23 protein-coding genes and 1 pseudogene are annotated in these 24,430 nt (G+C 72.9%); 19 read left to right on the forward strand and 5 right to left on the reverse strand.

The window, feature by feature from the left end; translation table 11 throughout:
• Positions 1-48: 48 nt before the first annotated feature.
• The 8 genes and pseudogenes from ABZ810_RS06365 to ABZ810_RS06400 form a co-directional block, all read left to right on the forward strand.
• Positions 49-777, forward strand: a complete 729-nt coding sequence (locus ABZ810_RS06365) for a YcnI family protein (protein ID WP_358399914.1) — start codon at positions 49-51, stop codon at positions 775-777.
• The gene (locus ABZ810_RS06370) at positions 774-1,418 is read left to right on the forward strand and encodes a copper resistance CopC family protein (protein ID WP_358399916.1); all 645 of its coding nucleotides are present in this window, start codon (positions 774-776) and stop codon (positions 1,416-1,418) included. Before ABZ810_RS06365 ends, ABZ810_RS06370 begins: the two co-directional genes overlap by 4 nt.
• A 66-nt stretch (positions 1,419-1,484) precedes the next feature.
• Positions 1,485-2,390, forward strand: coding sequence for a LysR substrate-binding domain-containing protein (locus ABZ810_RS06375; RefSeq protein WP_358399918.1), 906 nt, complete (start codon positions 1,485-1,487; stop codon positions 2,388-2,390).
• Positions 2,391-2,499: 109 nt separating this feature from the next.
• Positions 2,500-3,063 carry a cysteine dioxygenase family protein gene (locus ABZ810_RS06380; protein ID WP_358399920.1) on the forward strand — a complete coding sequence of 188 codons (564 nt, stop codon included), beginning with the start codon at positions 2,500-2,502 and terminating at the stop codon, positions 3,061-3,063.
• Positions 3,060-4,166 (forward strand): putative sulfate exporter family transporter, encoded by a 1,107-nt coding sequence (locus tag ABZ810_RS06385; protein WP_358399923.1) that lies wholly within the window; start codon positions 3,060-3,062, stop codon positions 4,164-4,166. The genes ABZ810_RS06380 and ABZ810_RS06385 overlap by 4 nt, the downstream gene beginning before the upstream one ends.
• 74 nt (positions 4,167-4,240) lie before the next feature.
• Positions 4,241-5,008: an antibiotic biosynthesis monooxygenase gene (locus tag ABZ810_RS06390; protein WP_358399925.1), complete on the forward strand. Its 768-nt coding sequence runs from the start codon at positions 4,241-4,243 to the stop codon at positions 5,006-5,008.
• Positions 5,009-5,159: 151 nt separating this feature from the next.
• Positions 5,160-5,534: a DUF4267 domain-containing protein gene (locus tag ABZ810_RS06395; protein ID WP_358399927.1), complete on the forward strand. Its 375-nt coding sequence runs from the start codon at positions 5,160-5,162 to the stop codon at positions 5,532-5,534.
• A gap of 128 nt (positions 5,535-5,662) precedes the next feature.
• Positions 5,663-5,935: pseudogene (locus ABZ810_RS06400) on the forward strand (Uma2 family endonuclease); the annotation flags it as partial.
• A gap of 50 nt (positions 5,936-5,985) precedes the next feature.
• Here ABZ810_RS06400 and ABZ810_RS06405 read toward each other — a convergent pair.
• Positions 5,986-6,552, reverse strand: coding sequence for a dihydrofolate reductase family protein (locus ABZ810_RS06405; RefSeq protein WP_358399930.1), 567 nt, complete (start codon positions 6,550-6,552; stop codon positions 5,986-5,988).
• A 115-nt stretch (positions 6,553-6,667) separates the two neighbouring features.
• Between ABZ810_RS06405 and ABZ810_RS06410 the strand changes: the two genes are divergently transcribed.
• From ABZ810_RS06410 to ABZ810_RS06440, 7 genes are all read left to right on the forward strand, one after another.
• Entirely contained in the window at positions 6,668-7,159 is a 492-nt protein-coding gene (locus ABZ810_RS06410) for a GNAT family N-acetyltransferase (protein ID WP_358399932.1), read from the forward strand.
• A 102-nt stretch (positions 7,160-7,261) separates the two neighbouring features.
• On the forward strand, positions 7,262-9,607 hold the full coding sequence (locus ABZ810_RS06415) for a hypothetical protein (protein ID WP_358399934.1): 2,346 nt from the start codon (positions 7,262-7,264) through the stop codon (positions 9,605-9,607).
• A gap of 66 nt (positions 9,608-9,673) precedes the next feature.
• Positions 9,674-9,880, forward strand: a complete 207-nt coding sequence (locus ABZ810_RS06420) for a hypothetical protein (RefSeq protein WP_358399937.1) — start codon at positions 9,674-9,676, stop codon at positions 9,878-9,880.
• Between the two features lie 336 nt (positions 9,881-10,216).
• The gene (locus tag ABZ810_RS06425) at positions 10,217-11,902 is read left to right on the forward strand and encodes an AMP-binding protein (RefSeq protein ID WP_358399939.1); all 1,686 of its coding nucleotides are present in this window, start codon (positions 10,217-10,219) and stop codon (positions 11,900-11,902) included.
• Positions 11,899-13,581, forward strand: coding sequence for an AMP-binding protein (locus ABZ810_RS06430; protein WP_358399942.1), 1,683 nt, complete (start codon positions 11,899-11,901; stop codon positions 13,579-13,581). Before ABZ810_RS06425 ends, ABZ810_RS06430 begins: the two co-directional genes overlap by 4 nt.
• Before the next feature lie 252 nt (positions 13,582-13,833).
• Positions 13,834-14,709 carry a LuxR C-terminal-related transcriptional regulator gene (locus ABZ810_RS06435; RefSeq protein ID WP_358399944.1) on the forward strand — a complete coding sequence of 292 codons (876 nt, stop codon included), beginning with the start codon at positions 13,834-13,836 and terminating at the stop codon, positions 14,707-14,709.
• 275 nt (positions 14,710-14,984) lie between these two features.
• Complete coding sequence (locus tag ABZ810_RS06440; RefSeq protein WP_358399947.1) at positions 14,985-15,614, forward strand: TetR/AcrR family transcriptional regulator; 630 nt, start codon at positions 14,985-14,987, stop codon at positions 15,612-15,614.
• A 146-nt stretch (positions 15,615-15,760) separates the two neighbouring features.
• Here the strand turns inward: ABZ810_RS06440 and ABZ810_RS06445 are convergent, their stop codons facing one another.
• The 3 genes from ABZ810_RS06445 to ABZ810_RS06455 are packed head-to-tail and all read right to left on the reverse strand — an operon-like array spanning position 15,761 to position 20,075.
• Positions 15,761-17,167, reverse strand: a complete 1,407-nt coding sequence (locus tag ABZ810_RS06445) for a gluconate:H+ symporter (RefSeq protein ID WP_358399949.1) — start codon at positions 17,165-17,167, stop codon at positions 15,761-15,763.
• A 59-nt stretch (positions 17,168-17,226) separates the two neighbouring features.
• On the reverse strand, positions 17,227-18,816 hold the full coding sequence (locus ABZ810_RS06450; RefSeq protein ID WP_358399952.1) for a D-aminoacylase: 1,590 nt from the start codon (positions 18,814-18,816) through the stop codon (positions 17,227-17,229).
• Entirely contained in the window at positions 18,816-20,075 is a 1,260-nt protein-coding gene (locus ABZ810_RS06455; protein ID WP_358399953.1) for an amino acid deaminase, read from the reverse strand. Before ABZ810_RS06455 ends, ABZ810_RS06450 begins: the two co-directional genes overlap by 1 nt.
• A gap of 110 nt (positions 20,076-20,185) precedes the next feature.
• Between ABZ810_RS06455 and ABZ810_RS06460 the strand changes: the two genes are divergently transcribed.
• From ABZ810_RS06460 to ABZ810_RS06470, 3 genes are all read left to right on the forward strand, one after another.
• Complete coding sequence (locus tag ABZ810_RS06460) at positions 20,186-21,241, forward strand: sugar kinase (RefSeq protein ID WP_358399955.1); 1,056 nt, start codon at positions 20,186-20,188, stop codon at positions 21,239-21,241.
• Positions 21,238-21,990 carry an IclR family transcriptional regulator gene (locus ABZ810_RS06465; protein WP_358399957.1) on the forward strand — a complete coding sequence of 251 codons (753 nt, stop codon included), beginning with the start codon at positions 21,238-21,240 and terminating at the stop codon, positions 21,988-21,990. Before ABZ810_RS06460 ends, ABZ810_RS06465 begins: the two co-directional genes overlap by 4 nt.
• Before the next feature lie 87 nt (positions 21,991-22,077).
• The gene (locus tag ABZ810_RS06470; RefSeq protein ID WP_358399959.1) at positions 22,078-22,482 is read left to right on the forward strand and encodes a RidA family protein; all 405 of its coding nucleotides are present in this window, start codon (positions 22,078-22,080) and stop codon (positions 22,480-22,482) included.
• Positions 22,483-22,524: 42 nt separating this feature from the next.
• On the opposite strand, the gene ABZ810_RS06475 is transcribed toward ABZ810_RS06470, so the two are convergent.
• Positions 22,525-23,286 carry an ABC transporter permease gene (locus ABZ810_RS06475; RefSeq protein ID WP_358399961.1) on the reverse strand — a complete coding sequence of 254 codons (762 nt, stop codon included), beginning with the start codon at positions 23,284-23,286 and terminating at the stop codon, positions 22,525-22,527.
• A gap of 156 nt (positions 23,287-23,442) precedes the next feature.
• Here ABZ810_RS06475 and ABZ810_RS06480 point away from each other — a divergent pair, with 156 nt between their 5' ends.
• Positions 23,443-24,297 carry a polysaccharide deacetylase family protein gene (locus tag ABZ810_RS06480; RefSeq protein ID WP_358399964.1) on the forward strand — a complete coding sequence of 285 codons (855 nt, stop codon included), beginning with the start codon at positions 23,443-23,445 and terminating at the stop codon, positions 24,295-24,297.
• The last annotated feature ends 133 nt before the right edge of the window (positions 24,298-24,430 follow it).

A 24,430-nucleotide genomic window follows, 5' to 3' on the forward strand; every position in this document is an offset into this window, starting at 1 on the left:
CGGCTCTTCCTCACCCCCTCGAACGACTCCCTCGAACGGAGATCTCGCATGTCCGCGTACTCGACGCTGAACGTCCGCAGGCTCGCCGCCGTCACCGGCCTCACCCTCGTCTCGGTCGTGGGCCTCGCCACCGCCGCATCCGCGCACGTCACCGTCAACCCCAAGGAGGCCGTGCAGGGCTCCTACGCCAAGGTGTCCTTCCGGGTGCCGAACGAACGTGACGACGCCGGGACCACCAAGCTCCAGGTCGACCTTCCGATGGACCACCCGCTCGCGTCGGTCTCGGTGCGGCCGGTGCCCGGCTGGTCGGTCAAGGTGGAGAAGTCCAAGCTCACGACCCCGATCAAGGCGCACGGCGCCGAGATCACCCAGGCCGTCTCGCGGATCACCTGGTCCGGCGGCACGATCGAGCCGGGGCAGTTCCAGGAGTTCGACGTCTCGATGGGGCAACTGCCCGACGACACCGACCGGCTGGTGTTCAAGGCGACCCAGACGTACTCGGGCGGCGAGGTCGTCAAGTGGGACCAGGAGCCCAAGGACGGGCAGGAGGAGCCGGAGCACCCCGCTCCGGTCCTCAAGCTGACCAAGGCCGCGGCGGCGACCGGCGCGGGCGCGTCGGGCGCGCCGACGGTCACGACGGTGTCGGCCACCGGCGCCAAGGCCGGGAGCGCCGACGACGGCACCGCCCGCCTGCTCGGCGGGCTGGGCCTGGCGGCCGGCGTCGTCGGCATCGCGGTCGGCGGATTCGGCATCGCGCGCGGAAGGAGCAAGGCATGACGGTCTTCTCGCGGATCGGGGCGGCCACTCTGTCTGCCACCCTGTCTGCCACCCTGTCGGCCACCCTGTCGGCCACCGTGGCGACCGGTGCCGTGCTGGCGCTGACCGCCGCACCGGCGTCGGCCCACACGGCCCTGGAGAGCTCGAACCCGAAGGCCAGGTCGGCGGTCGAGGCGCCCACCGAGATCACGCTGAAGTACAACCAGCCGATCACGCTCCCGCGGGTGATCCTCACCGACGCCCAGGGCGGCAAGCACACCGCGGGCGCGCCCAGGGCGGTGGACGGCCTGGTGACGCAGCCGGTCGCCGGGACGTTGCCGAACGGCGAGTACACCGTGGGCTGGCGGGTCGTGTCGGCGGACGGCCATCCCGTCAGCGGCACCTTCACGTTCACCGTGAAGGGCTCGCCGGCACCCGCGGGCGGCGGCGCCGCGAGCGGGGTCGTGACGTCGGCGCCCGCCTCGCCGCAGGCGGCCATCACGCTCAACCGGACGACGTCGTCCTCCGAGGACGACTCGGGCGGCTCCGGCGGCTGGTTGTGGCTCGGCCTGATCGCGCTGGTCGTGGTGGCGGTCGGCGGCGCGGTCGCGGCCGTCGTCAAGCGCCGCCCCTCTGGCGGGACGGGCGGGACGGGCGCCTAGCGTCCGCTCGCGCACGCGGCGTGATCGTGCCTGGAGACGCCTCAAAGCTCTCCTTATGATTCGAGCATGCTCGAGTCACGGCACATCCGCACGTTTCAGGAAGTGGTCCGGGAGGGGTCGTACTCGGGCGCCGCACGGGCGCTCGGGTACACCCAGCCCGCGATCACGCAGCAGATGAAGGCCCTGGAACGGGCCGTCGGCATGCCGCTGTTCGTCCGGGCCGGGCGCGGCCTCCAGCTCACCGAGGCGGGCACGGTCCTGGCCCGGCACGCCGAGGTGATCGTCGGCGACCTGACGGCGGCACAGGAGCAGTTGCGGGCCCTGGCCAGGCTGGAGGCCGGGCTGGTGCGCGTCTGCGCGTTCCCCAGCGCCAACGCCACGCTCGTGCCGACCGCGATGGCGGGCCTGCTGGCCACCCACCCGGGCATCCGGGTCGAACTGCAGGAGGCCGAGCCGCCCGAGTCCGTGCAGCGGCTGCTGCGCGGCGAGAGCGACATCGCGCTGTCGTTCACCTACCCGGGCCCGCAGACCGGCCTGCCGGACGACCTCCTGGAGATCCCCCTGATGGAGGACCTGCTGACGGTGTTGCTGCCGACGGGCCATCCGCTCGTCCGGCACCACGCCGTACGGCTGGAGGACCTGGCGAACGAGCGGTGGATCGCGGGCTGCCCGCGCTGCCGGGCCAACCTCCTGCACCTGTGCGCAGAGGAGGGGTTCGTGCCGGACATCGTGTTCAGCACCGACGACAACCTCGCCGTCCAGAGCCTGGTGGCGGCGGGCGTCGGCATCGCCCTGATGCCCGCCCTGGTGTTGTCGTTCCTGTGCCACTCCAAGGTCACGGGACGTGTGGTGGCGCGGCAGCCCACCCGGAAGGTGTCGGCGTACGTCCTGCGCGACCACCAGCGCATCCCCGCCGTCGACCTCGTGCTCGGCGAGCTGAAGGCGGCGGCCGAGGCCCGCGTCGGCTGCTGACTCCCAGCCGGCGGCGCCCCTGCCCGGCGGCTGATCCATAACGGGGGCTTTGAACGATCCAAGAGATCGTCGTTAGACGTTATGGGTCGCCCCCATGACCCTGGGGGTCATGGCCGCTCTCACCACCCCGACCACGCCCGCCCTCGACGGCGTCATCGGCTCGATCCGCGAGATCGTCCAGCGCGGGCTGGCCCCGGGGCCGACCGCGCATCTGGCAGGCCAGGCGCTGCGGCCGTGCCTCGGCAGGCCCGGCCTGCTCACGCCGGAGCAGTGCGAGGGCGATCCCGACCGGTACCGCCAGCACGTCCTGCACGCCGAGCCCGACGGGAGCTTCTCGGTCGTCGCGCTGGTGTGGCTGCCCGGCCAGCGCACCTGCGTCCACGACCACGTGTCGTGGTGCGTGACCGGCGTGCACGAGGGCTGGGAGAGCGAACGCCGCTACCTGCTGGAGTCCGACGGCCGCCGTTCGCGGCTGGTGGCCGTCGAGGACGTGGTGAACCCCGTCGGCGCCGTCGCCGCGTTCGCGCCGCCCGGCGACATCCACAGGGTGTGCAACGCGGGCACCACCAAGGCCATCTCGATCCACCTCTACGGCGCGGACATCGCCCGCCTCGGCACCAGTATCCGCCGCACCTATCCCGACCCGCGCCCCGACCCGGCCGACGAGTCGTGAGCCAGGCGCATCCCGCCCTCGGCGCCCCGCGCGCACGCCCCGCGGCCCGGCTCGGCCGGAACACCGCCGCGACGCCGTCCTGGCCGTCCGGCCTGCGGCGGAACGCGCCCGGCCTGTGCCTGGCGGCTCTCGGGGTGGCGGCGGCGATGCTCGTCCACGAGCTGGTGCCCGCCGTCCCGGTGCTGACCGCCGCGATGGTGCTCGGCATCGGCGCGGCGCACCTGCCCGGCCTGCGCGCCCTGACCCGGGGCGCCGCGCGGCCCGGCCTGTCGCTCTCGGCCAAGCGCCTGATGCGGGTCGCCATCGTGCTGCTGGGCCTGCAACTGAGCCTGTCGGACGTGCTCGGCCTCGGCTGGCGCACGGCCCTGATGGTGGTCGCCGTCGTGGCCGCGACGTTCACCGGCACCCTGTGGATGGGGCGCCGGCTGGGACTGCCCGGCGACCAGCCGCTCCTGGTGGCCACCGGCTACTCGATCTGCGGCGCGTCCGCGATCGGCGCGGTCAGCCAGACGACCAGGAGCGACGAGCGCGACGTGGCCAACGCCGTGGCCGTCGTGACGCTCTGCGGCACCCTCGCGATCGCGGTCCTCCCCCTGCTGCACCATCCACTCGGCCTGTCCGACGCCGGTTTCGGCCGCTGGGCGGGCGCGAGCGTCCACGACGTCGGCCAGGTCGTCGCGGCGGCGCAGACGGCCGGCCCGGACGCGCTGAAGGAGGCGGTGCTGGTCAAGCTCATGCGGGTCGCGATGCTGGCGCCGCTGGTCGCCCTGATAGCCGTAACCGCACGCCGCAGGGCCACCGCCCCCGCCACGACCGGCACCGCCGGCACGAGTGGGGCGAGGCGGCCGCCGCTCGTCCCGCTCTTCGTCGCCGGCTTCCTGGTGATGATCGTGCTCAGGACCGCGGGGCGGGTCCCGGAGCCCGTCCTCGCGCACGGGGCGACCGTCCAGCACCTGCTTCTGGCCGCCGCGCTCTTCGGCCTGGGCAGCTCGATCCACCTGCCGTCGATGACCCGGACCGGCGGGCGAACGGCCGTGCTCGGCCTCGCGTCGTGGGTGGTCGTCGCCGGCCTGTCGTACGCGGGAGTGCTGCTCACCACCTGAGTGATCGTTCACCTGGACCGGTGACGATTACATGATTACACTCAGGCGACCACGAGTCCGCAGGGGGCCGATCCATGATCGTTGAGTACATCCGCTACCGGGTGCCCGCAGAACGGTCCGCCGAGTTCGAGGCCGCCTACGCGCGGGCCGCCGTCCCGCTGGCCGCCGCGCCGCAGTGCGTCGACTACGAGCTGTCCCGGTGCGTGGAGGAGCCCGGCGTCTACGTCCTCCGGATCACCTGGACGTCCGCCAAGGACCACCTGGAGGTCTTCCGCGGCGGCGCGGAGTTCAAGGCCTTCTTCGCCGAGATCCGCCCGTACGTGGACCGGATCGAGGAGATGCGCCACTACGAGCGGACGCCCGTGCACGGCAGCGGCTCCTCGGTGCCCAGCCTCTTCGAATGGGCGGGCGGCGAGGCCGCGTTCGAGCGCCTGACCGAGGCGTTCTACGCCAAGGTGCGCGAGGACGACGTGGTCGGCCCGCTCTTCGCCCACATGGACCCGGGCCATCCCCGCTACGTCGCGTTCTGGCTGGCCGAGGTGTTCGGCGGGCCCACCCGCTACAGCGACGAGCGCGGCGGCTACCACCACATGGTCGTCCAGCACCTGGGCAAGGCCATCGAGGAGCCGCAGCGGCGCCGCTGGGTCAGCCTGCTGATGGACGCCGCGGACGAGGTGGGCCTGCCCGGCGACCCCGAGTTCCGCGCCGCGTTCGCCGGCTACCTCGAATGGGGCACCCGCATCGCGCTGGGCAATTCGCAGCCCGGCGCGACACCGCCGATGCGGGCACCCGTCCCCCACTGGGGCTGGGGCGTCGCCCCGCCCTACGTCCCCGAGGCCTGATCACCGACGGCGCTCCGGCGAGCTCGGCGCACCTCCTTTCCATCGCGACCACGGCCTTGCCGTCGCCCACTTTCTAGCGTCGCTAGATTCTGTGTCAACGGCATGCTAGTGTCGGCACCGTTCCTAGCAGCGCTAGATATCGGAGATCCTGATGCTGACCTTCATCGCCTACGGCCTGGCCGTCGTCCTCAACCTCTTCATCATCTTCATCGGCCTCCGGTTCCTGCTGGCCCCGGAGGCCTCGGCGGCCGGGTACGGCGTCCCGGCCAGGGCGGACGGTGACGCGAAGGCCTACCTGACCATCAAGGGCCTGCGCGACCTGACCTACGGCATCGCGGGCCTGGCGCTGCTGGCCTTCGTGGGCGCGACCGCCGAGGCGTGGTTCATGCTGGCCGTGGCGATCGTCCCGCTGTTCGACACCGTGATCGTGCTCCGCAACGGCGGCACCAAGGCCACCGCGTTCGGCATCCACTTCGCCACCGCCGTGGCCGTCCTCGCCAACGCCGCCCTGCTCTTCGCCGTCTGAAGAAGTTATCCACAGAATTGGGTTCTAGTTCCCTCGCCCTTCCGCCACTTGAACACTGTGTGTCATCAGTTCACTGGCGACAGTGAGGAGATGGTCACCATCCCGGGAGGTCCCACCTTCGACGGGCCTTCTGCGGAGAGGCCGTCCCGTTCGCGGGCGAGGTGACTTCGCCGGGCAACACGGCGGCCGACGACTACGGCCGCAAGCGGCTGTTCTACGGCCGTGCCGGGGTCGGGATCTACGTGATCGTCGACCTGCAGCAAGAGGAGGTCGTGCTGCACACCGGGCCGCACGAGCGTGGTTACCAGCGCGTGATCACCGTCCCGTTCGGGACTCCGCTGGAGCTTCCCGAGCCGGTCGGGCTCACGCTCGACACGGCGGCCTTCGGCAAGGAGGCCTGACAGTCCCGCCTCACGGGCCGCGTCGCTCCGGCGGCGCGGCCCGTGGGCGTTCAGGAGCCGGGGGCGTAGCGCAGGAGGACGGCGGTGCCGTCGAACGTGCGCGACCCGTCCAGCGTGAGGCCGAGGCGCTCCTTGTTCTGCGGGAACAGCGGCCTGCCGCCACCGAGCACGACCGGGTGGACGACCACGTGGTACTCGTCGATCAGGCCGTGCCGGGTCAGCTCGGCGGCGAGGGTCGCGCCGCCGGTCAGGATGAGGTCCTCGCCCGGCTGCCGCTTGAGCGCGGTGACCTCCTCGACCATGGTGGCGGGGGCGATGACGCGGGCGCCGTGGCCCGCCTCCGTCAGCGTCCCGGAAAAGACGATCTTCTTGGCCTCGCGCCAGAGGGGGGCGAAACGCAGGTCGTGCGGGTCGTCCGAGATCGACTCGGCGTTCGGCCAGTAACCCGACATCCACTCCCACACCGGCCGGCCGTAGAGGAAAGTGTCGGTGCGGTCGATCAGGCTGAACGAGTAGGCGGACAGCTCCGCCCCCATGACGGGCCAGTCGAACTCGCCGTTCGGCCCCTCGATGTTGCCGTCGACCGAGGTGTGGACGAAGTGGATGATCTTTCGCATGGCGGGCTCCGTGGGTAGAGGCCCCGGTGCGGGGCGCTGTCACAGGGAGGTCGGAGCGCCGCACGGGTTCTCGACATGGTCCGGGAAGTTTTCTTGAAAGGTGGTGTCCGCGCAGGTGGAGATACGGATCGAACCCTGGTCTGAGGACGATCTCGCGCTGCTGCGCGAGGTGAACGCGCCGGAGATGAAGCGACATCTGGGCGGCCCGGAGACCGACGAGCAGGTCCTCGCCCGGCACCGGCGGTACCTGGAGACGGTCCCCCCGGACGGGCAGATGTACACGATCGCCGTCGACGGTGAGAAGTCCGGGACCATCGGCTTCTGGGAGAAGCGATGGCAGGGACGGCCGGTCTACGAGACCGGATGGAGCGTGCTGCCCGGGTTCCAGGGCCGGGGCGTGGCGGTGGCCGCGACCCGGCTGATCATCGAGGCGGCGCGGGCACAGCGGCGTAACGGCGACCTGTACGCCTATCCGTCCGTCGACAACGCCGCGTCCAACGCGATCTGCCGCAAGGCCGGGTTCACGTTCGACTCGGTCAGCGACTTCGAGTATCCGCCGGGGCACATGATGCGCAGCAACGTCTGGAGGTTCGACCTGACGGGGTGAGTACCTCGTCAGGGGATCTGAGTATGTGAGCGGATGAGCCGGGTGCCGCCCGGGTGTGACGCTTCCCGCATGCGAACTGTCTGCCCTGGTTGCCGTCACCCGATGACGCGGCCCATGGCCGCGTGCCCGGTGTGCGAGATCACCCTCGTCGGACCCGCCGCGCGGGAGTTGTGGTGGGTCGACGACCAGCTGACCCGGCTGGGCCACCGGCGCCGCGACCTGCTCGCGCTGTTGTACGCCCCGCCCGTCCACTACGCGGGGGCGGCCCAGCAGGCGGGTCCCGTGCCAGCGGCCGAGGTGCGGGTCTGGCCTCGCGAACGCGGCGACGTCTCGGGGTTCGGGGTGCGCAACGCCCTGCTGGCGCTGGGCGGTGTGCTGCTCGGCATCGCGGCCGTCGCGTTCACCGTCATCAGCTGGGGTTCGCTCGGCATGGGGGTGCGGGCGCTCATCCTGACGTCGATCACCGGCGTGGCGCTGGGGTCGGTCTGGCCGCTGGCCCGGCGGGGGTTGTCCGCCACCGCCGAGACGCTCGCGGTGGTCGGGCTGCTGCTGATCGGGCTGGAGTTCTACGCGGCGTACGCCGCGGACCTTCTCGGCCTCCGGTCCGTGGACGCCTGGGGGTACGCGGCGTGGGCGGCGGCCGCGGCGACGGTGCTCTGGGGAGCCTACGCGTCGGTGGCCCCGCTGCGGCTGGCCCGGCCGCTGGCCGTGGTGATCGGCCAGCTGCCGCTGCCCCTGGCGGCGGTCGCGTTCGACGCGCCGGTCAGCGGGATGGCGTGCACTCTGCTGGTGCTCGCGCTGCTCGACCTCGGCGTCTGGTGGGCGCTGCCCGGCGTGCGCCGGGTGACGACGATGATGGCGGCGGTGGCCTGGGCGAGCGGCTCGCTCGTCGCGCTGGTCATGGCGTTCACGATTTCGTCGCCGCAGTCGGGCGCGCTGCTCCTGCTCGCGTCGGGCGTGGCGCTGGCGTGGGCGGTGCTCGTGGCGAGCCCGGTCATGGTCGCGGCCGGGTTCACGGCGTGCGTGGGCGCCACCGCCGCGTTCCCACTGCACGACAGGTGGGAGCCGGCGGTGACGGCGGTCTTCGCGCTGGCGCTGCTCGGCGCGAGCCGTCCGCCGCTGCCCGAGCGGCTGAGGACACCGCTGCCCGAGCGGCTGAGGAAGCCGGGCTCCCTCGGCGCCGTGGCGGCCATGGGGCTCGCCGTCCTGCTGGTCGCCCCGGGCACGGTGTACGCGCTGTTCAGCCCGGCCCGCCACCTCGGCGAGGTCTGGGCGGGAACGAGCGTCGAGCTCGCGCCTGGTGAGGCCGACCTGCTGCTGCCGTCCGGGCCCATCGTCCTGGCGCTGCTGGCCGTGGCGTTGTGCCTGATCGCCCGCGTCGCCGCGCCGCCGGTGGTGGCGCTGGCCGTGCTGACGGTGCCGGACCTGCCCTACCCGCTGCCGCCCGCGTCGATGGTCGCCATCGCGACGGTGCTGGCGGCCTGGGCGGCGTTCGGCCGGGAGATCCCGGACGTCCGGGTGGCCGCCGGGCTGACCGCCGTCGCGTCCGCCGGGTGGGCGGCGGCCGAGGCGCTGGCGACCGAGCGGGCGACGCTCGGCGTGCTGGGCGCCGTGGTCGTTCTCGCGGCGGCGTGCACGTTCGTCCGCGCGCTGCGTTCGGGGGCGGCGGCCACCGCGGCGGTCGCCCTGGGAGCCTTCGCGGCGGCGGCCGGCCTGGCGATGGACCTGGACGTGCACGAGGCGGCGTTCGGGGTGCTCGCCGCCGGGGCGCTCGGGACGGCGGTCGCCGCCTGGCTGCGCGAGGTGCCGGCGGAGATCGCCGCGTGGGGCGTGGTCGCGGGCGGCCTGGGGATGGCGGCGACCCGGCCGCTCGCCCTGAGCCTCGCGCTCGCGCTGGCGGGGGCGCCTGCCTTCGCCGTCGCGCTGCGCGGCGACCGGCGGCCCGCGGTCTGGGCCGGTTCGGCGCTGACGGTCATGGCCTGGTGGGTCCTCCTCGGCGCGGGTGAGATCACCGCGCCCGAGCCGTACAGCCTGCCCGTCTCCGCCCTCCTGCTCGGCATCGGCTTCCTGCACCGGCGCGGGCGTGCGCTGTCGTCGTGGGTCGCGTACGGGCCGGGCCTGGCGGTCACGCTCGTGCCGAGCCTCATGGTGGCCTGGACGGCGGAGCCGGGGGCGGCCCGGCCGCTGATCCTCGCGGCGGCGGCGCTCGTGATCACGCTGGTCGGGGCGCGCGCCCGGTTGCAGGCGCCGCTGATCCTGGGCGGCGCGGTGCTGGTGCTGGACGTCGCCCACCAGGTCGCGCCGTACGCCACCGAGGTGATCGTGCGGCTGCCCGGATGGTTCCCGGTCGCGGTGGCCGGGCTGGCCGTACTGGCCCTGGGCGCGACGTACGAGCACCGGCTGCGGGACCTGCGCCGCCTACGCGACGCCGTGACCCGCCTCGGCTGACCCCCGGCGGTTCGGACTGTTCCGGCTCGGGGGCCGGAACAGCCCGACCACGTCCGTGGCGTGCCCGTGCGCCAGAGGACGAGCGGGGAGAGCGCGCCCGCTCCGGCGGCGCCGGACGCGGTCACCGCGCTGGAGGTCTTCGCCCGGCGGCACGCCGCGTTCGTGCCGCGCGTCCTCGCCGTCTCGCACGCGGTCGAACGGGTCGCCCGCACCGACCCGGACACCGCTGGGACACCGTCCTCTACCGGCGCCGCGCGACCAGCGAGGCGCTGATCCGGCGCCTCCACGACGAGGGGGGCCGGCCCCCGGGTGGACGTCGAGACCGCCACCGACATGGTGCTCGCGCGGATCTCCAACGGCGTCGCGGAGACCTGCTGACCGATCGCGGCCGGACGCCGGAGCGCCTGGGCGACCACATGGCCGTGCTCCTGCGCGCCACCTTCGTCGCCGAGCACGACTGATCGCCGGACAGGACTGAAGGGCACGGCCGCTGGGCATGGCTGACAGGGGTCCTGACGGGCCCGGCCACCCCCGTTCGGGGGTGGCGCCCGTCACAGTCCTGTCCAACGATCCTGTCTGACCGGTAGCACGCGGTGACGAGGAGGAACCATGCCCGCAGTCGAGTTCCGGGCCGCCCGCGACTTCCTGCTCGCCCATCGAGAGGACTACGCCACGGCGTACGAGAAGTTCCGCTGGCCCGTCCTCACCGGGTTCAACTGGGCCCTGGACTGGTTCGACGCGATCGCCGCCGGCAACGACGCGCCCGCGCTCTGGATCGTCGAGGAGGACGGCTCGGAGGCGCGCTTCTCGTTCGCCGACCTGTCCCGGCGGTCCAACCAGGTGGCCAACCACCTGCGCGCGAGCGGCGTGCGGCGCGGCGACCGGATCATCGTGATGCTCGGCAACCAGGTCGAGCTGTGGGAGACGATCCTGGCCGCGATGAAGCTCGGCGCGGTGATCATCCCGGCCACGCCGCTGCTCGGCCCGGCCGACCTGCGCGACCGGCTGACGCGCGGCAGGGCGCGGCACGTGGTGGCGGGCGCGGCCGAGACCGGCAAGTTCGACGAGGTGCCCGGCGAGTACACCCGCATCGCGGTCGGCTCCCCCGTCGCGGGCTGGACGTCGTACGAGGCCGCCTACGACAAGCCCGCCGAGTTCACCCCGTACGGCACCACGATGGCCGGCGACACGCTGCTGCTCTACTTCACGTCCGGGACGACCGCGCAGCCCAAGCTGGTCGAGCACACGCACGCCTCCTACCCGGCGGGCCATCTGTCGACCATGTACTGGATCGGCCTGCGCCCCGGCGACGTGCACCTCAACATCTCCTCGCCCGGCTGGGCCAAGCACGCGTGGAGCAACGTCTTCGCGCCCTGGAACGCCGAGGCGTGCGTCTTCATCTTCAACTACACCCGCTTCGACGCCGACCGGCTGCTGCGCGAGCTCGACCGCTGCGGCGTCACCAGCTTCTGCGCGCCGCCGACCGTCTGGCGGATGCTGATCCAGTCCGACCTCTCCCGGCTGGAGACACCGCCGCGCGAGGTGGTGGCGGCGGGCGAGCCGCTCAACCCCGAGGTGATCGAACGGGTCAAGGCGGCGTGGGGCGTGACGATCCGCGACGGCTTCGGGCAGACCGAGACCACCGTGCAGATCGCCAACAGCCCCGGCCAGCCGGTCACGCTCGGCTCGATGGGACGGCCGGCGCCCGGATACCGCGTGACGCTGCTCGACCCGCTCACCGGGCGGCCCGCCGAGGAGGGCGAGATCTGCCTCGACCTCGACGACCGCCCGCTCGGCCTGATGAAGGCCTACCACGGCGACGACGCGCGCACGGACGAGGCGATGGCGGGCGGCTACTACCGCACCGGCGACATCGGCGCGCGCGACGACGACGGCTACATCACCTACGTGGGCCGCGCCGACGACGTCTTCAAGGCGTCCGACTACAAGATCTCCCCGTTCGAGCTGGAGAGCGTGCTGATCGAGCACGAGGCGGTCGCGGAGGCCGCGGTGGTGCCCTCGCCCGATCCGGTACGGCTGGCCGTGCCCAAGGCGTACGTGACGCTCGCCGCGGGCTGGGAGCCGACCGCCGAGACGGCGGCGTCGATCTTCGCGCACGGGCGGGCCCAGCTGTCGGCCTACAAACGGCTGCGGCTGCTGGAGTTCACCACCGAGCTGCCCAAGACCATCTCGGGCAAGATCCGCCGGGTCGAGCTGCGCGCGAGCGAGGTGGGCAAGCACCCCGACGCCGAGGCCCGGCCCGAGGGCGAGTTCCGCGAGGAGGACCTGCGATGACGACCGCGCCCTACTCGGCCTCACCCCACTCGGCGGCGTCGTTCTCGTACGCCTCCGGCCCGTCCGCCACCCCGCTGCTCGGCGACACGATCGGCGCGAACCTCGACCGCACCGTCGCCGCGTACCCCGACCGCGACGCGCTCGTCGAACGTGCCACCGGGCGGCGCTGGTCGTACGCGCAGCTCGCCGAGACGGTGGAGTCCGTCGCGCTCGGCCTGCTCGAACTCGGCGTCGGCAAGGGCGACCGCGTCGGCATCTGGGCGCCCAACTGCGCGGAGTGGACGTTCGTCCAGTACGCCACGGCAAAGATCGGCGCGATCCTGGTCACCATCAACCCGGCCTACCGCGTGCACGAACTGGAGTACGTGCTCGACCAGGCCGGCATCCGGACGCTGGTCGCGGCGCCCGCGTTCAAGACCTCCGACTACGCGGCCATGATCGAAGAGGTGCGGCCGAACTGCCCCGACCTCAAGGACGTGCTGCTGATCGGCGAGCGGTCGTGGATCGCCGTCGTCGAGGCGGGCACGCGCGCCGACCGTGCGCGGCTGGCCGACGTCGCCGCCACGCTCGGCCCCGACGACCCGATCAACATCCAGTACACGAGCGGCACGACCGGCTTCCCGAAGGGCGCCACGCTGTCGCACCACAACATCCTCAACAACGGCTTCTTCGTCGGCGAGCTGTGCGGGTACGACGAGGAGGACCGCGTCTGCGTCCCGGTGCCCTTCTACCACTGCTTCGGCATGGTCATGGGCAACCTGGCGGCCACCAGCCACGGCGCCTGCGTGGTGATCCCGGCGCCCGCGTTCGACCCGAAGGCCACGCTGGAGGCCGTCGCCGCCGAGGCCTGCACCTCGCTCTACGGCGTCCCGACGATGTTCATCGCCGAGCTCAACGAGCCGGACTTCGCGTCGTACGACCTGTCCTCGCTGCGGACCGGCATCATGGCGGGCTCGCCGTGCCCGGTCGAGGTGATGAGGCAGGTCATCGAACGTATGGGGATGGACGAGGTCACGATCTGCTACGGCATGACCGAGACCTCGCCGGTGTCCACGCAGACCCGCGCCGACGACTCCCTCGACCGCCGGGTGTCGACGGTCGGCACCGTGCACCCGCATCTGGAGGTCAAGGTCATCGACCCGGCGACCGGGGTGACCGTGCCGCGCGGCACGCCCGGCGAGCTCTGCACCCGCGGCTACTCGGTGATGCTCGGCTACTGGCGCGAGCCGGACAAGACCGCCGAGGCGATCGACCACGCGCGCTGGATGCACACCGGCGACCTGGCGGTGATGGACGAGCACGGCTACGTCAACATCACCGGGCGGATCAAGGACATGGTGATCCGGGGCGGTGAGAACGTCTATCCGCGGGAGATCGAGGAGTTCCTCTACACCCACCCCGACATCGTGGACGCGCAGGTGGTCGGCGTCCCCGACCTCAAGTACGGCGAGGAGCTGATGGCGTGGGTGCGGCTGCGCCCCGGCGCCGAGCCGCTCACCACCGAGACGTTGCGCACGTTCTGCTCGGGCCGGCTCGCGCACTACAAGATCCCGCGGTACGTGCACGTCGTGGACGAGTTCCCGATGACGGTCACCGGCAAGGTCCGGAAGGTCCAGATGCGCGCCGAGTCCATCGACCTGCTCGGGTTGTCGGACGCCGCCGGGACGCGGCACGCCTGACGGGCCCAGCACGCCTGACGGGCGCGGCACGCCTGACGGGCGCGGCACGCCTGACGGGCGCGGCACGCCTGACGGACGCGGCACGCCTGACGGACGCCGGTCGTGTGCCGGAGCGGGCGGCGTACCGGGGCGGGCAGTGCGCCGAAGCGAGCGGCGTGCCGGGTGCGGCGGCGTGCGGGGCATGGCGGCGTGCGTGCTGCGGCGGCGTGCCGGGTCTGGTGAAGGAGAGCGCAGGGAGGCATGCTGACGTGCATGGGCGACGATGCCGGCGCGGTCCGCGCCGCCGTGCTGTCACTTCACCGGAGCACCGGGCTCCCGGTGGTGTTCGGCGGTGCGCTGGCCGGACGGGCGCGGGCGAGCTTCCAGATCACCGAGATGGTCGGCAACACCACCGGGGCGTTGTCCGGGCTGGTGATCAGGCAGGGGTCGGGGCTGGGCGGCAAGGCCATGGCGCTGGGCCGTCCGGTCTGGGTGAGCGACTATCCGCACGCGACCACGATCAGCCACGACTACGACACCCCGGTGGCCAAGGAGGGCCTGCTGTCGGTGGTGGCGGTGCCGATCGTGGTGCGCCGGCAGGTGCGCGGCGTCCTGTACGGGGCGTTGCGCGAGCCGCTGTCGCTGGCCGACCGGGTGATCGCGTCGGCCGTCGAGACCGCCCGCGACCTCGAACAGGAACTGGCCGTGCGTGACGAGGCCGACGAGGCCCTCGCCCGCCTCGGACGGGCCGGGCGGTCCCCCGAGGCGGCCGACATCGCCGCCGCGGCCGCGCGCTGGGAGGAGGTGCGCGCCGTGCACGCCGAGCTGCGCGGTCTCGCCGACCAGATCACCGATCCGGCGGTGAAGGCACGGCTGCTCGAGGCCTCGGTCCGGCTGGCGTCGGCGACCGAGCAGGACGAGCGGCCGGTACGGTGCGACGCCCCGCCGCCCGGCCCCGCCCTCTCGCCGCGCGAGCTGGACGTGCTGTCGTACGTGGCGATCGGCTGCACCAACGCCGAGGCGGCGCAACGCCTGGGGCTGCTGCCCGAGACGGTCAAGAGCTATCTGCGGTCGGCCATGCGCAAGCTCGACAGCCACACCCGGCTGGAGGCCGTCACCGCGGCACGCCGCGCGGGCCTGCTGCCCTGAATCCGGCGCTAGCACGATCAGCCCGGCGACGGGGTCAGCGAGACGCGGTGTCCCCACGCGCTCGGCAGCGCGGCCCCCGTGGCGCCCTGCACATGCGGAGTGGTCACCACGAGCCCGCTGCGCCGGGCTCCGATCGTCGGGTCGCCCGCCCAACTCCACGGCATCTGGGCGACCGCCCCCGATGCGATGACGTTAACACCTTCACGAACACAAATGTTCGTGACGTACGAGATTGTTCTCTGTCGTCCGGGCCGACCGATTGGTAACTTTGTCACGTGGATTTCCCGGGCTATGAAGCGTTGCCACGGGGACGCCATCACCTCACCCGCGAGCAGGTCGTCGCGTCCCAGCGTGAACGCCTGTTGCAGGGCATCATCGAGGTGGTCGCCGAGAAGGGGTACGTCCACACCTCCGTGGCCGACGTCCTCAAGCGCGCCCGGATCTCCCGGGAGACCTTCTACGAGCACTTCTCCGACAAGCAGGCGTGCTTCCTGACCGCGTTCGAAGAGGGCGCGGCGTTGCTCCTGGAGGTCGCCGCGAAGTCGGCCGGGTCGACCGAGGTCCCGGTGCTGGAACGTTTCGAGCTGATCCTCTCCGCGTACCTGAACGGGCTGGCCTCCGACCCGGCGCGGGCCCGCACCTTCCTGTTCGAGGTCTACGCCGCCGGCCCGGCCGCCGCCGCCCGCCGGTTCGAGATCCAGCGCCGCTTCGTCGAGCTGGTCAACGGCGTCCTGCTGGAGGACGAACGCTGGCACCTCCTCCCCGACCCGGAGTTCGCCTGCCGCATGGTCGTGGGCGGCGTGGCCGCGCTGGTCACCGGCAAGGTCGCGGAGGGCGACCTCGCCGGGCTCCCCGCCCTCCAGGCCCCGATCATGGCCCTGGTCCGGCAGCTCATCGCCCGCTGACCGCCGCCGCACCGCCCGGCCGCACCGCCCGGCCGTGGTGTCCCGGCGGACGGTGCGGTCGGGCGGGCAGTGCGGGCGGACTGACGGGCTATGCGGGCGGACGGAGCGGGCGGGCGGTGCGGGCGGGATGGAGGGGCGAGACAGGGCTAGATGAACACGCTGAGCAGCGCGGCGACGGCGAAGCCGACCACCGAGAGGATGGTCTCCAGCACGGTCCACGTCTTGAGCGTGTCGCGGACCGACATGTTGAAGTAGCGGGAGACGATCCAGAAGCCGCCGTCGTTCACGTGCGACGCGATGATCGAGCCGGCCGAGATGGCGACCGCGATCAGGGCGATGTGGGGTTGCGAGAAGTCCTCGCCCTTCAGCAGCGGGGCGACGATGCCGCTCGTGGTCGCGATGGCGACGGTCGCCGACCCCTGCGCGAGCCGCAGCCCGCAGCTGATCAGGTACGCGAGCACGATCAGCGGCAGTCCCGCGTCCGACATCGCCGAGGCCAGCGCCTTGCCGACCCCGGTGGCCGAGATGACCGCGCCGAAGAACGCGCCCGCACCGACCACCAGAAGGATCATGCCGATCGGCCGGAGCGACTTGGACGACAGGTCCTGCAGTTCCCTGGCGGAGAAGCCGCGCCGCAGGCCGAGCAGCCACATGGCGAGCAGCACCGCGATGGTGAGCGCCACGGCCGGGTTGCCGAAGAAGGTCAGCACCGGCAGCGCCGGGCTGTCCTCCCACCACACCGTGCCGAACGTGGCGAGCAGGATCAGCACGAGCGGGACCGCGATGATCCCGAGCACCAGGCTCAACGAGGGCTCGGTGCGTTCGACGCCCTTCTCCGCGGCCTCCGCCCGAGCCTCCTCCTCGGCGACGATGAAGTCCTCGGGGACCTCGACGAAGATGCGCTTGCCGATCCACGCGCCCCAGGCCACGCCCGCCGCCAGGAACGCGGGGATGCCGCAGACCAGGCCCATGACGATGAGCCAGCCCAGCGAGACCCCGAGGAAACCGGAGGCCGCCACCGGGCCGGGGTGCGGCGGCAGGAAGGCGTGCGTCATCGAGAGCCCGGCCAACAGCGGCATCGCGTACAGCACGAGGGAGCGGCCGCCGCGCTTGGCGGTCACGTAGACCAGCGGCGCCAGGACGAAGATCCCGATGTCGAAGAAGACCGGGATCCCGAAGATGATCCCGGCGAGGCCCATGGCGAGCGGCGCGCCGCGTTCGCCGAAGACGCCGAGCAGCTTGCGCGTCAGCACGTCGGCGCCGCGCGAGGCCTCCAGGATCGCGCCGAGGATCGTGCCGAGCCCGATGATCGGTGCGATGTGCCCGAGGATGGCCCCGAATCCGGTCTCCAGCAGCGAGGTCTTCGCACTCAGCGCGGTGCCGACGAGCTGCTCGACGCTGAGGCCGGCGGCGAGTCCGAGCAGCAGCCCGCAGATCAGCAGCGAGATGAACGGTTCGAGCTTGACCTTGATGATGAGGACGAGCAGGAGGGCGATGGCCAGCGCGCAGAGCGTCAGCAGGCCTCCCGTCTCGTGTTGCAGCCAGTTGACCATGGAGTGCCCTTCGGGGGAGCGGGGAGCAGGGGTCGGGAGCGGACGGATGGAGGGGCCGGCTAGCGGGTGACTCCGTCGGGCGTGCGCCGCAACGACCGGCCCGGCAGCGCACCGGTGGGCCGGCCGTCCCCGATGACCGCGACGCCGCCGACGAAGACGTGGGGGATGCCCTCGGCCTGGCGGCGCGGTTCGGCGAACGTGGCCGTGGCGCGTACCGAGGCGGGGTCGAACACCACGAGGTCGGCGTGGTGTCCCGGGCGGACGAGGCCGCGGTCGGCGAGCTTGAGGCGCCGCGCCGCCCGTCCGGTCAGGTGGGCGACGCACTCCTCCAGCGAGAGCACGCCGAGCTCGCGCACGTAGTGGCCGAGGTAGCGGGGGAACGTGCCCCAGGCGCGCGGGTGCGGCTTGGCCGGGGCCAGCAGCCCGTCGCTGCCGCCGGTGTGCGCGGGGTGCCGCATGATGGCCCGGACGTTCTCCTCGTGCCCGACGTGCTGGAGGATCGTGGTCGACAGCTCGTCGGCGATCAGCCGTTCGCGGTAGATCTCGAACGCGGGCCGCCCGGTCTCGTCGGCCAGGCCGGCGATGGTCCGGCCGACCACGGCCCGGTCCCGCGATCCGGAGATCTCGATCGTCTCCCACTCCGACGGCACGCCGTGGCATCCGTCGGAGCCCTCGACCTCCATGGTGTGCCGGATGCGTTCGCTCGTGCCCGGATCGGCGAGCCGGGCGAGGGCGGCCGCGGGACCGCCCTCGGACGCCCAGCTCGGCAGGAGTGCGGCCAGCGTCGTCGCGCCGGGCAGGTACGGGTAGGTGTCGAGGCTGATGTCGCAGCCGTCCGCGATGGCCTCGTCCAGCAGCCGCAGCAGGTCGGGTGCGCGGCCGCGGTTGACCCCGAAGTTCATCGTGGCGTGGGCGAGGTGCAGCGGGCACCCCGACCGGCGCGACACCTCGACCATGTCGGCGTACGCCTCCAGCGCGCCCGCGCCGTACGAACGGTGGTGCGGGGCGTAGAAGCCGCCGTGCGCGGCGACCACCCGGCACAGCTCGGTCAGCTCGTCGTCGCCGGCGTACATGCCCGGCACGTAGGTCAGGCCGCTGGACATCCCGACGGCGCCCTCGCGCATGCCGGTGGCGACCAGCTCGCGCTGCCGGTCGAGCTCCGCGCCGGTCGGCGGCCGGTCGTCCCAGCCCATCGCGAGCATGCGCACCGCGCCCTGCGGCACGAGGTAGCAGGCGTTGACGGCGATGCCCGCGTCGAGCCGGTCGAGGTACTCGCCGACGCCGCGCCAGTTCCAGTCGAAGCCGGGCGGGTCGCCGTTCCACCCGGCGATCGTCTGCCGCATCACCGGGAGCGTCGTGTCGTCGACGGGCGCGTACGACATGCCGTCCTGGCCGATGACCTCGCAGGTCACGCCCTGGCTCACCTTGGCGAGGTGGTCGGGTTCGGCGAGCAGCGCCAGGTCGGAGTGGGCGTGCATGTCGATGAAGCCGGGCGCGAGCACCAGCCCGCCGGCGTCGATCGTGCGGCCGCCCGACAGGCCGGTGCCGATCTCGGCGATCCGGCCGCCGTCCACCCGCACGTCGGCGACGCGGCCCGGCGCGCCGGTGCCGTCGACGACCGTCGCGCCGCGGATCACCAGGCCGGGCATCAGAACCAGGTCCGGATCAGGTCGACCACGACGGGACGCTCGGCGTCCGCGTCGTCCACGACCGGGATCAGCGTCCATTTGTCGATCGCCGTGCAGGGATGGGAGAGGCCCAGCCGGACGATGTCGCCGACCGCGACCTCGCCGCCTTCGAGGAACGTGTGCTGGTCGTTCATCGCCGTCACGCGCGCGCCGGAGACGGCCTTGGGTCCGGCGCCGCACACGAGCTGCGGCTCCGGCATGCCCTCGTCGAACGGCAGGTCGCGCTTGCCGGTGTCGAGCAGGGCCAGTGCGGGTTCGGGGCGGGACACGACCCGGCCCCAGCCGTGCATGGCCGAGCGGAACCGCTCCCCGTCCGCACCGCGCGCGAAGGGCGAGATCTGGCGGTAGAAGCCGTCGTCGTGGACGATGTACGCGCCCGAGCGCAGCACGACCTCGCAGCCGTCCAGACCCGAGAGCACCTCGGCGACCTGGTCGAAGTACGAGCTGCCGCCGGCGGTGACGATGGGCTCGTCCGTCTCGTACGGCAACCGCCCGTGGAGGTCGGCCAGCCTGCGCAGGTAGGCGTCGACGGCCGCGCGGCCCTCGTCCGTGGCGTCGTGCGCGAGCGCCCCCTCGTACCCGCCCAGCCCGGCCAGCCGCAGCGACGGCGCCTTGCGCACCGCCTCGGCGACGGCCAGCGCCGTCTCCTCGTCCCGCGCGCCGGTGCGGCCGTGCGGCCCGCCGAGCTCGACGCACACGTGCACGGCCCGCTGGACGCGCGCGGCCCGCAGCGCCTCGTCCATCAGCTCGGCCGTGCGCACCGAGTCGACCCAGGAGATGAACGTGAAGTCCGGGTCGGTGTCGAGCTGGCCGCCGATCCAGGCGAGCCCGGCCGGGTCGACCAGCGCGTTCGCCAGGAGGAGGCGCCGTACACCGAAGGCCCGTGCGACGCGCAGCTGCGGCAGGTTGGCGAGGGTGACGCCCCAGGCCCCGGCGTCGAGCTGCCGCCGCCACAACGCGGGCGCCATCGTCGTCTTGCCGTGCGGTGCGAGGCGTACGCCGGCACGTTCCGTCCAGTCCGCCATCAGCCGCACGTTGTGATCGAGCGCGGAGGCGTCGAGCGTGAGAAGCGGGGTACCGAACTCGTCGAGCGGCGGCCTGCCGCCGAGGTACTCCTCGGCCGTCATTCCGTGGGCGGTGGCCGGAATCGCCTTGAAGCGCCAGTCGAGGCGCTCGGTGCGCTGGGCGTCGACGGCGCGGTCGTCGATTCCGTTACCCATCCTGACCTCCAATGTTGCACATAGTGCAATGCTGATTGCACTATGTGCTTCTGCGGTTGTAGCATCGCCGCAGCGTCGAGGTCAACGGCCGCCGGATGGGGGAAGGCCCAATGGAACGCTTGCCCGAGGCCGTGTGCATAGGCGAAACGATGGCCGCCCTCCTCCCCGACCAGCCCGGACCGCTCGAGGACGTGCGCGCGTTCACGCCCGCGATCGGCGGCGCCGAGGCCAACGTGGCCCGCGGCCTGGCCGCGCTCGGCGTGCCGGCGGCCTGGATCGGCCGGGTCGGGGACGACGGGTTCGGCCGCCGCATCGTCCGCGAACTGACCGCCGCCGACGTCGACACCAGCGGCGTGACGGTCGACCCCGGCCGCCCCACCGGCCTCTACGTCAAAGAGGCCGGGCCGGGCGGCAGCGTCCTGCACTACTACCGCGCGGGGTCGGCGGGGTCGGCGCTGGCCCCCGCCCTCCTCGACGAGCCCGCCGTCACCCGCCTGCTGTCGCACGCGGACCTGATCCACCTTTCGGGCATCACCGCCGCGCTCTCGGCCGGCGCCCTCGACCTCGTCCGGACGCTCGTCGCCGACCGGACGCGCACCCAGCTGGTGAGCTTCGACCTCAACTGGCGCCCGGCCCTGTGGCGCGGCGCCGACCCCGCGGTGCTGCGCCCGCTGCTCAACGCGGCCGACATCGTGCTGCTCGGCGCCGACGAGGCACGGGCGGTGTTCGGCACCGGCGACCCGGCGGAGCTGCGCGCGCTCCTGCCCGATCCAGCGACGCTCGTGGTCAAGGACGACGCCCGCCACGCCATCGCGATCCCCCACGGCCCGCGGGCGGTGCCGGTGAGCGAGCCGGCGCTGCGCGTCGAGGCGGTCGAGCCGGTCGGTGCCGGAGACGCCTTCGCCGCCGGGTACCTCGCCGGTACGCTGCGCGGCGACGACCGCCGGCGGTGCCTGCGGCTCGGGCACCTCACCGCGGCGTCGACGCTCGTCGTCCACGGCGACCACGGCCCGCCGCCGGCGGCGCCGCTCGTCCGGGCGCTGCTCGACGCGTCGCCGGACGAGTGGGCGGCGACCACCGTGACCGCCGCGGGCGGCGTCACGGGCGGCGTCACGGGCGGCGTCACGGGCAGGGGAACGGATTCAGGGGGAGGCCGCGGAGGATGAGCCAGAGCGTGGGGCGAGCGCTCCAGATCATGGTCGAGCTGGGCGAGGGGCCGCGCACGCTGGACCAGCTCGCCGCGAAGGTCGGCGTGCACAAGACGACGGTGCTGCGGCTGGTGCGCACCCTCGAGGACGAACGTTTCGTGCGCCGCGACGACGGCCACCGGTTCCATCTCGGGTCGCGGCTGTTCGCGCTGTCCGCCGCGGCGCTGGAGCAGCGCGGCGTCCGCGCCATCGCCGGGCCGCACCTGGCGCGGCTCAACGAGGCGACCGGGCACACCGTCCACCTCGGGGTGTACGAGGGCGGCGAGGTCGTCTACCTCGACAAGTACGACTCGCGGCACGCCATCCGCATGTACTCGCGGGTGGGCCTGGCGATGCCGCTGCACGCCACCGCGATCGCCAAGGTCCTGCTCGCGGACCTGCCGGAACGGCGGCGCAGGGAGATCGCGGCGGGCCTCGACTACGTCCGGCACACCGAGCGCACCGTGCGCGGCCCGGACGAGCTGCTGGCCGAGCTGCGCCGGGTCGCCGAGCGCGGGCACGCGGTGGACGACGCCGAGCACGAGGCGTTCATCCGCTGCGTCGCCGCCCCGATCCGCGACGCCGGGGGCGGCGTCATCGCGGCCGCGTCGATCTCCGTTCCGGACGTCGTGTTGAATCGCGAGCAGGTGCTGGAGTTGGTGCCGGAGCTGCTCGCCACGACGCGGGCCATCTCCGCCGACTGCGGATACGACGCCGGCCGTGGATGACGCCGTGGGCATAGACGAAGACGGCGACTTGGACGGCGACATGGATCACGACATGGATCACGACATGGATGACGACAAGGAGAGAGTGTGAGCGACAAGACCGCGATCAGGACCGACGCCGCCCCGCCGCCCCTGCCGGTGTACTCGCAGGGGGTCCGCAAGGGGCCGCTCCTCCAGGTCTCCGGTCAGGGCTCCATGGAGCCGGGCACCGGCGCGTTCGTCCACGAGGGCGACGTGAAGGCGCAGACGCGGCGGACCCTGGAGAACGTCAAGGCCATCCTGGAGGCGGGCGGCGCGGGCATCGACGACGTGGTGATGTTCCGCTGCTACCTGACCAGGCGCGAGGACTTCCCGCTGATGAACGAGGTGTACGAGGAGTTCGTCAAGGAGCACTCCCCCAGCGGCGTCCTGCCGGCGCGGACCACCGTCTTCGTCGACCTGCCCCTGCCGGAGATGCTCGTCGAGATCGACGCCCTCGCCGCCGTCGGCTAGCCACCGATCACCCGCGTCGACGACCCCGCGGGCCGATACGGGCTAGCGGCCGTCGCCGGCGGTCGCCGCGAGGCGGCCCGTCGCGACCAGTTCGAGGGTGATCAGCGCCGCGATCGCCTCGATCGCGAGCAGGCCGATGAGCACGAGCAGCTGGGTGGCGCCCGCCTCGACCGGGTCGGCGCCGCCCAGCAGCACGCCGACGAACGCGCCGGGCAGCGTGACGAGCCCGACCGTGCGCGTCTGGTCCAGAACGGGCACCAGCGCGAGGACGGCCGCCTCGCGGCAGACTTCGAGCGCGGCGTCGCGGGGCAACAGCCCGAGCGCCAGCCCGCCCTCGTACTCCCCGCGCCGGGTGCGCAGCTCGTCCAGCGCCCGGCGGCCGGTCATCGCGCACGCGGTCATCGCCCCGCCGACGAAGATGCCCGCGATCGGCAGCACCGCCACCGGGCGCAGTGGCACCAGCGTGGACGCCAGCAGGAACGCCAGGACGGGCCCCACCCCGGCGAGGATCGGCAGCGCCGCCCACCAGGCCCGGCCGCGCATCGACCCGGTGATCCGGCCGCCCGCGGTCGCGGCGGCGACCACGACCATGCCCGCCACGAACAGCGCCGTCCATCCGGCGCTCCGCAGGACTGCCGCGATGAGCAGTGACACGGCGGCGAGCTGGGCGGTCGCGCGCATCGCCGCGACGCACACCTCCCGGCCGGGGCCGAGCCCGCCGAGCCGCACCAGGAGGGCGGCGGCCGCCGTGAGCACGACCAGCACCAGGCCGAGCAGTGGTCCGACGGCCGGTGCCGCGTTCATCGCGTCCTCCTGAACCATCCGCGAGGACAGATCGATGTCTCAATTGGGGTGATTGTGATCTGACACCTGACACGTAAGTCCCACAAACCCCGATAACGTTGACTTGTGGGGGTTACCGAGTCGAGTCCGCCGTCTCGCCGGAGAGCGCTCGGACTGATGGGCGCCGCCGGCTTCTTCGCGCTGGGAGCCGACAGCGTGCTCGCCGACGCACCGGCCGGCGCACCGGCCGCGACGCCGGTGCCGCGACCGCGCGCGGTCATCCATCCGTCGCCGGCGTCGACCACCGCGCCGCCCGGAGCGCAGCCGCCGGCCACCGTCGTCCCGGTGCCGGCGCACCCCGCGCCGCCCGCCCCGCCGCCGGCGCCGCGGCCCCCGTCCTGGACTCCGGCCCGGGTGACCGCGGCCAAGCCGCGCAAGCCGATCCGCGACCTCAAGACCCTCGTACCCCCGCCGCCCCCCAAGACGATCGCGCTGACCATCGACGACGGCCCGCACCCGGAGTACACCCCTCAGGTGCTCGACCTGCTGGCCGAGCACGAGGTGCGCGCGACGTTCTTCATCATCGGCGAGCAGGTCGTCGAGTACCCGCAGCTCACCCGGCGCATCGCCGACGCGGGGCACCAGGTGTGCAACCACACCATGTCCCACCCGCTGTCACTCGGGCGGCTCTCGACCAGGAAGGTGCGCCAGGAGATCGTCGAGGCGCAGACCCGGATCGGGCAGGTCACCGGCGTCGTGCCGACGTTCTTCCGCGCGCCGGGCGGCAACTGGTCGCCCGCGACCATGGACGTCATCGGCGAGCACGGCATGCTCCCGGTTGATTGGGCCGTCGACCCGCGCGACTGGGCGCGGCCCGGCGTGGGCAGCATCCGCCGCGCGCTGACCAAGTGCCGCGCGGGCGACGTGCTGCTCTGCCACGACGGCGGCGGCGACCGGTCGCAGACCGTCAAGGCTCTGCGCGGCGCCATCCCCCGCCTCAAGAAGCGCGGCCTGACCTTCGTCGCCCTCTGACGCGACGCTTCCCAGGCGGCGTTCCTCAGACACAGCGTTCCTCAGACACAGCGTTCCTCAGACACAGCGTTCCTCAGACACAGCGTTCCTCAGACACAGCGTTCCTCAGACACAGCGTTCCTCAGACACACGT

This window comes from Spirillospora sp. NPDC047279, assembly GCF_040643285.1.
GTDB lineage: Bacteria > Actinomycetota > Actinomycetes > Streptosporangiales > Streptosporangiaceae > Spirillospora.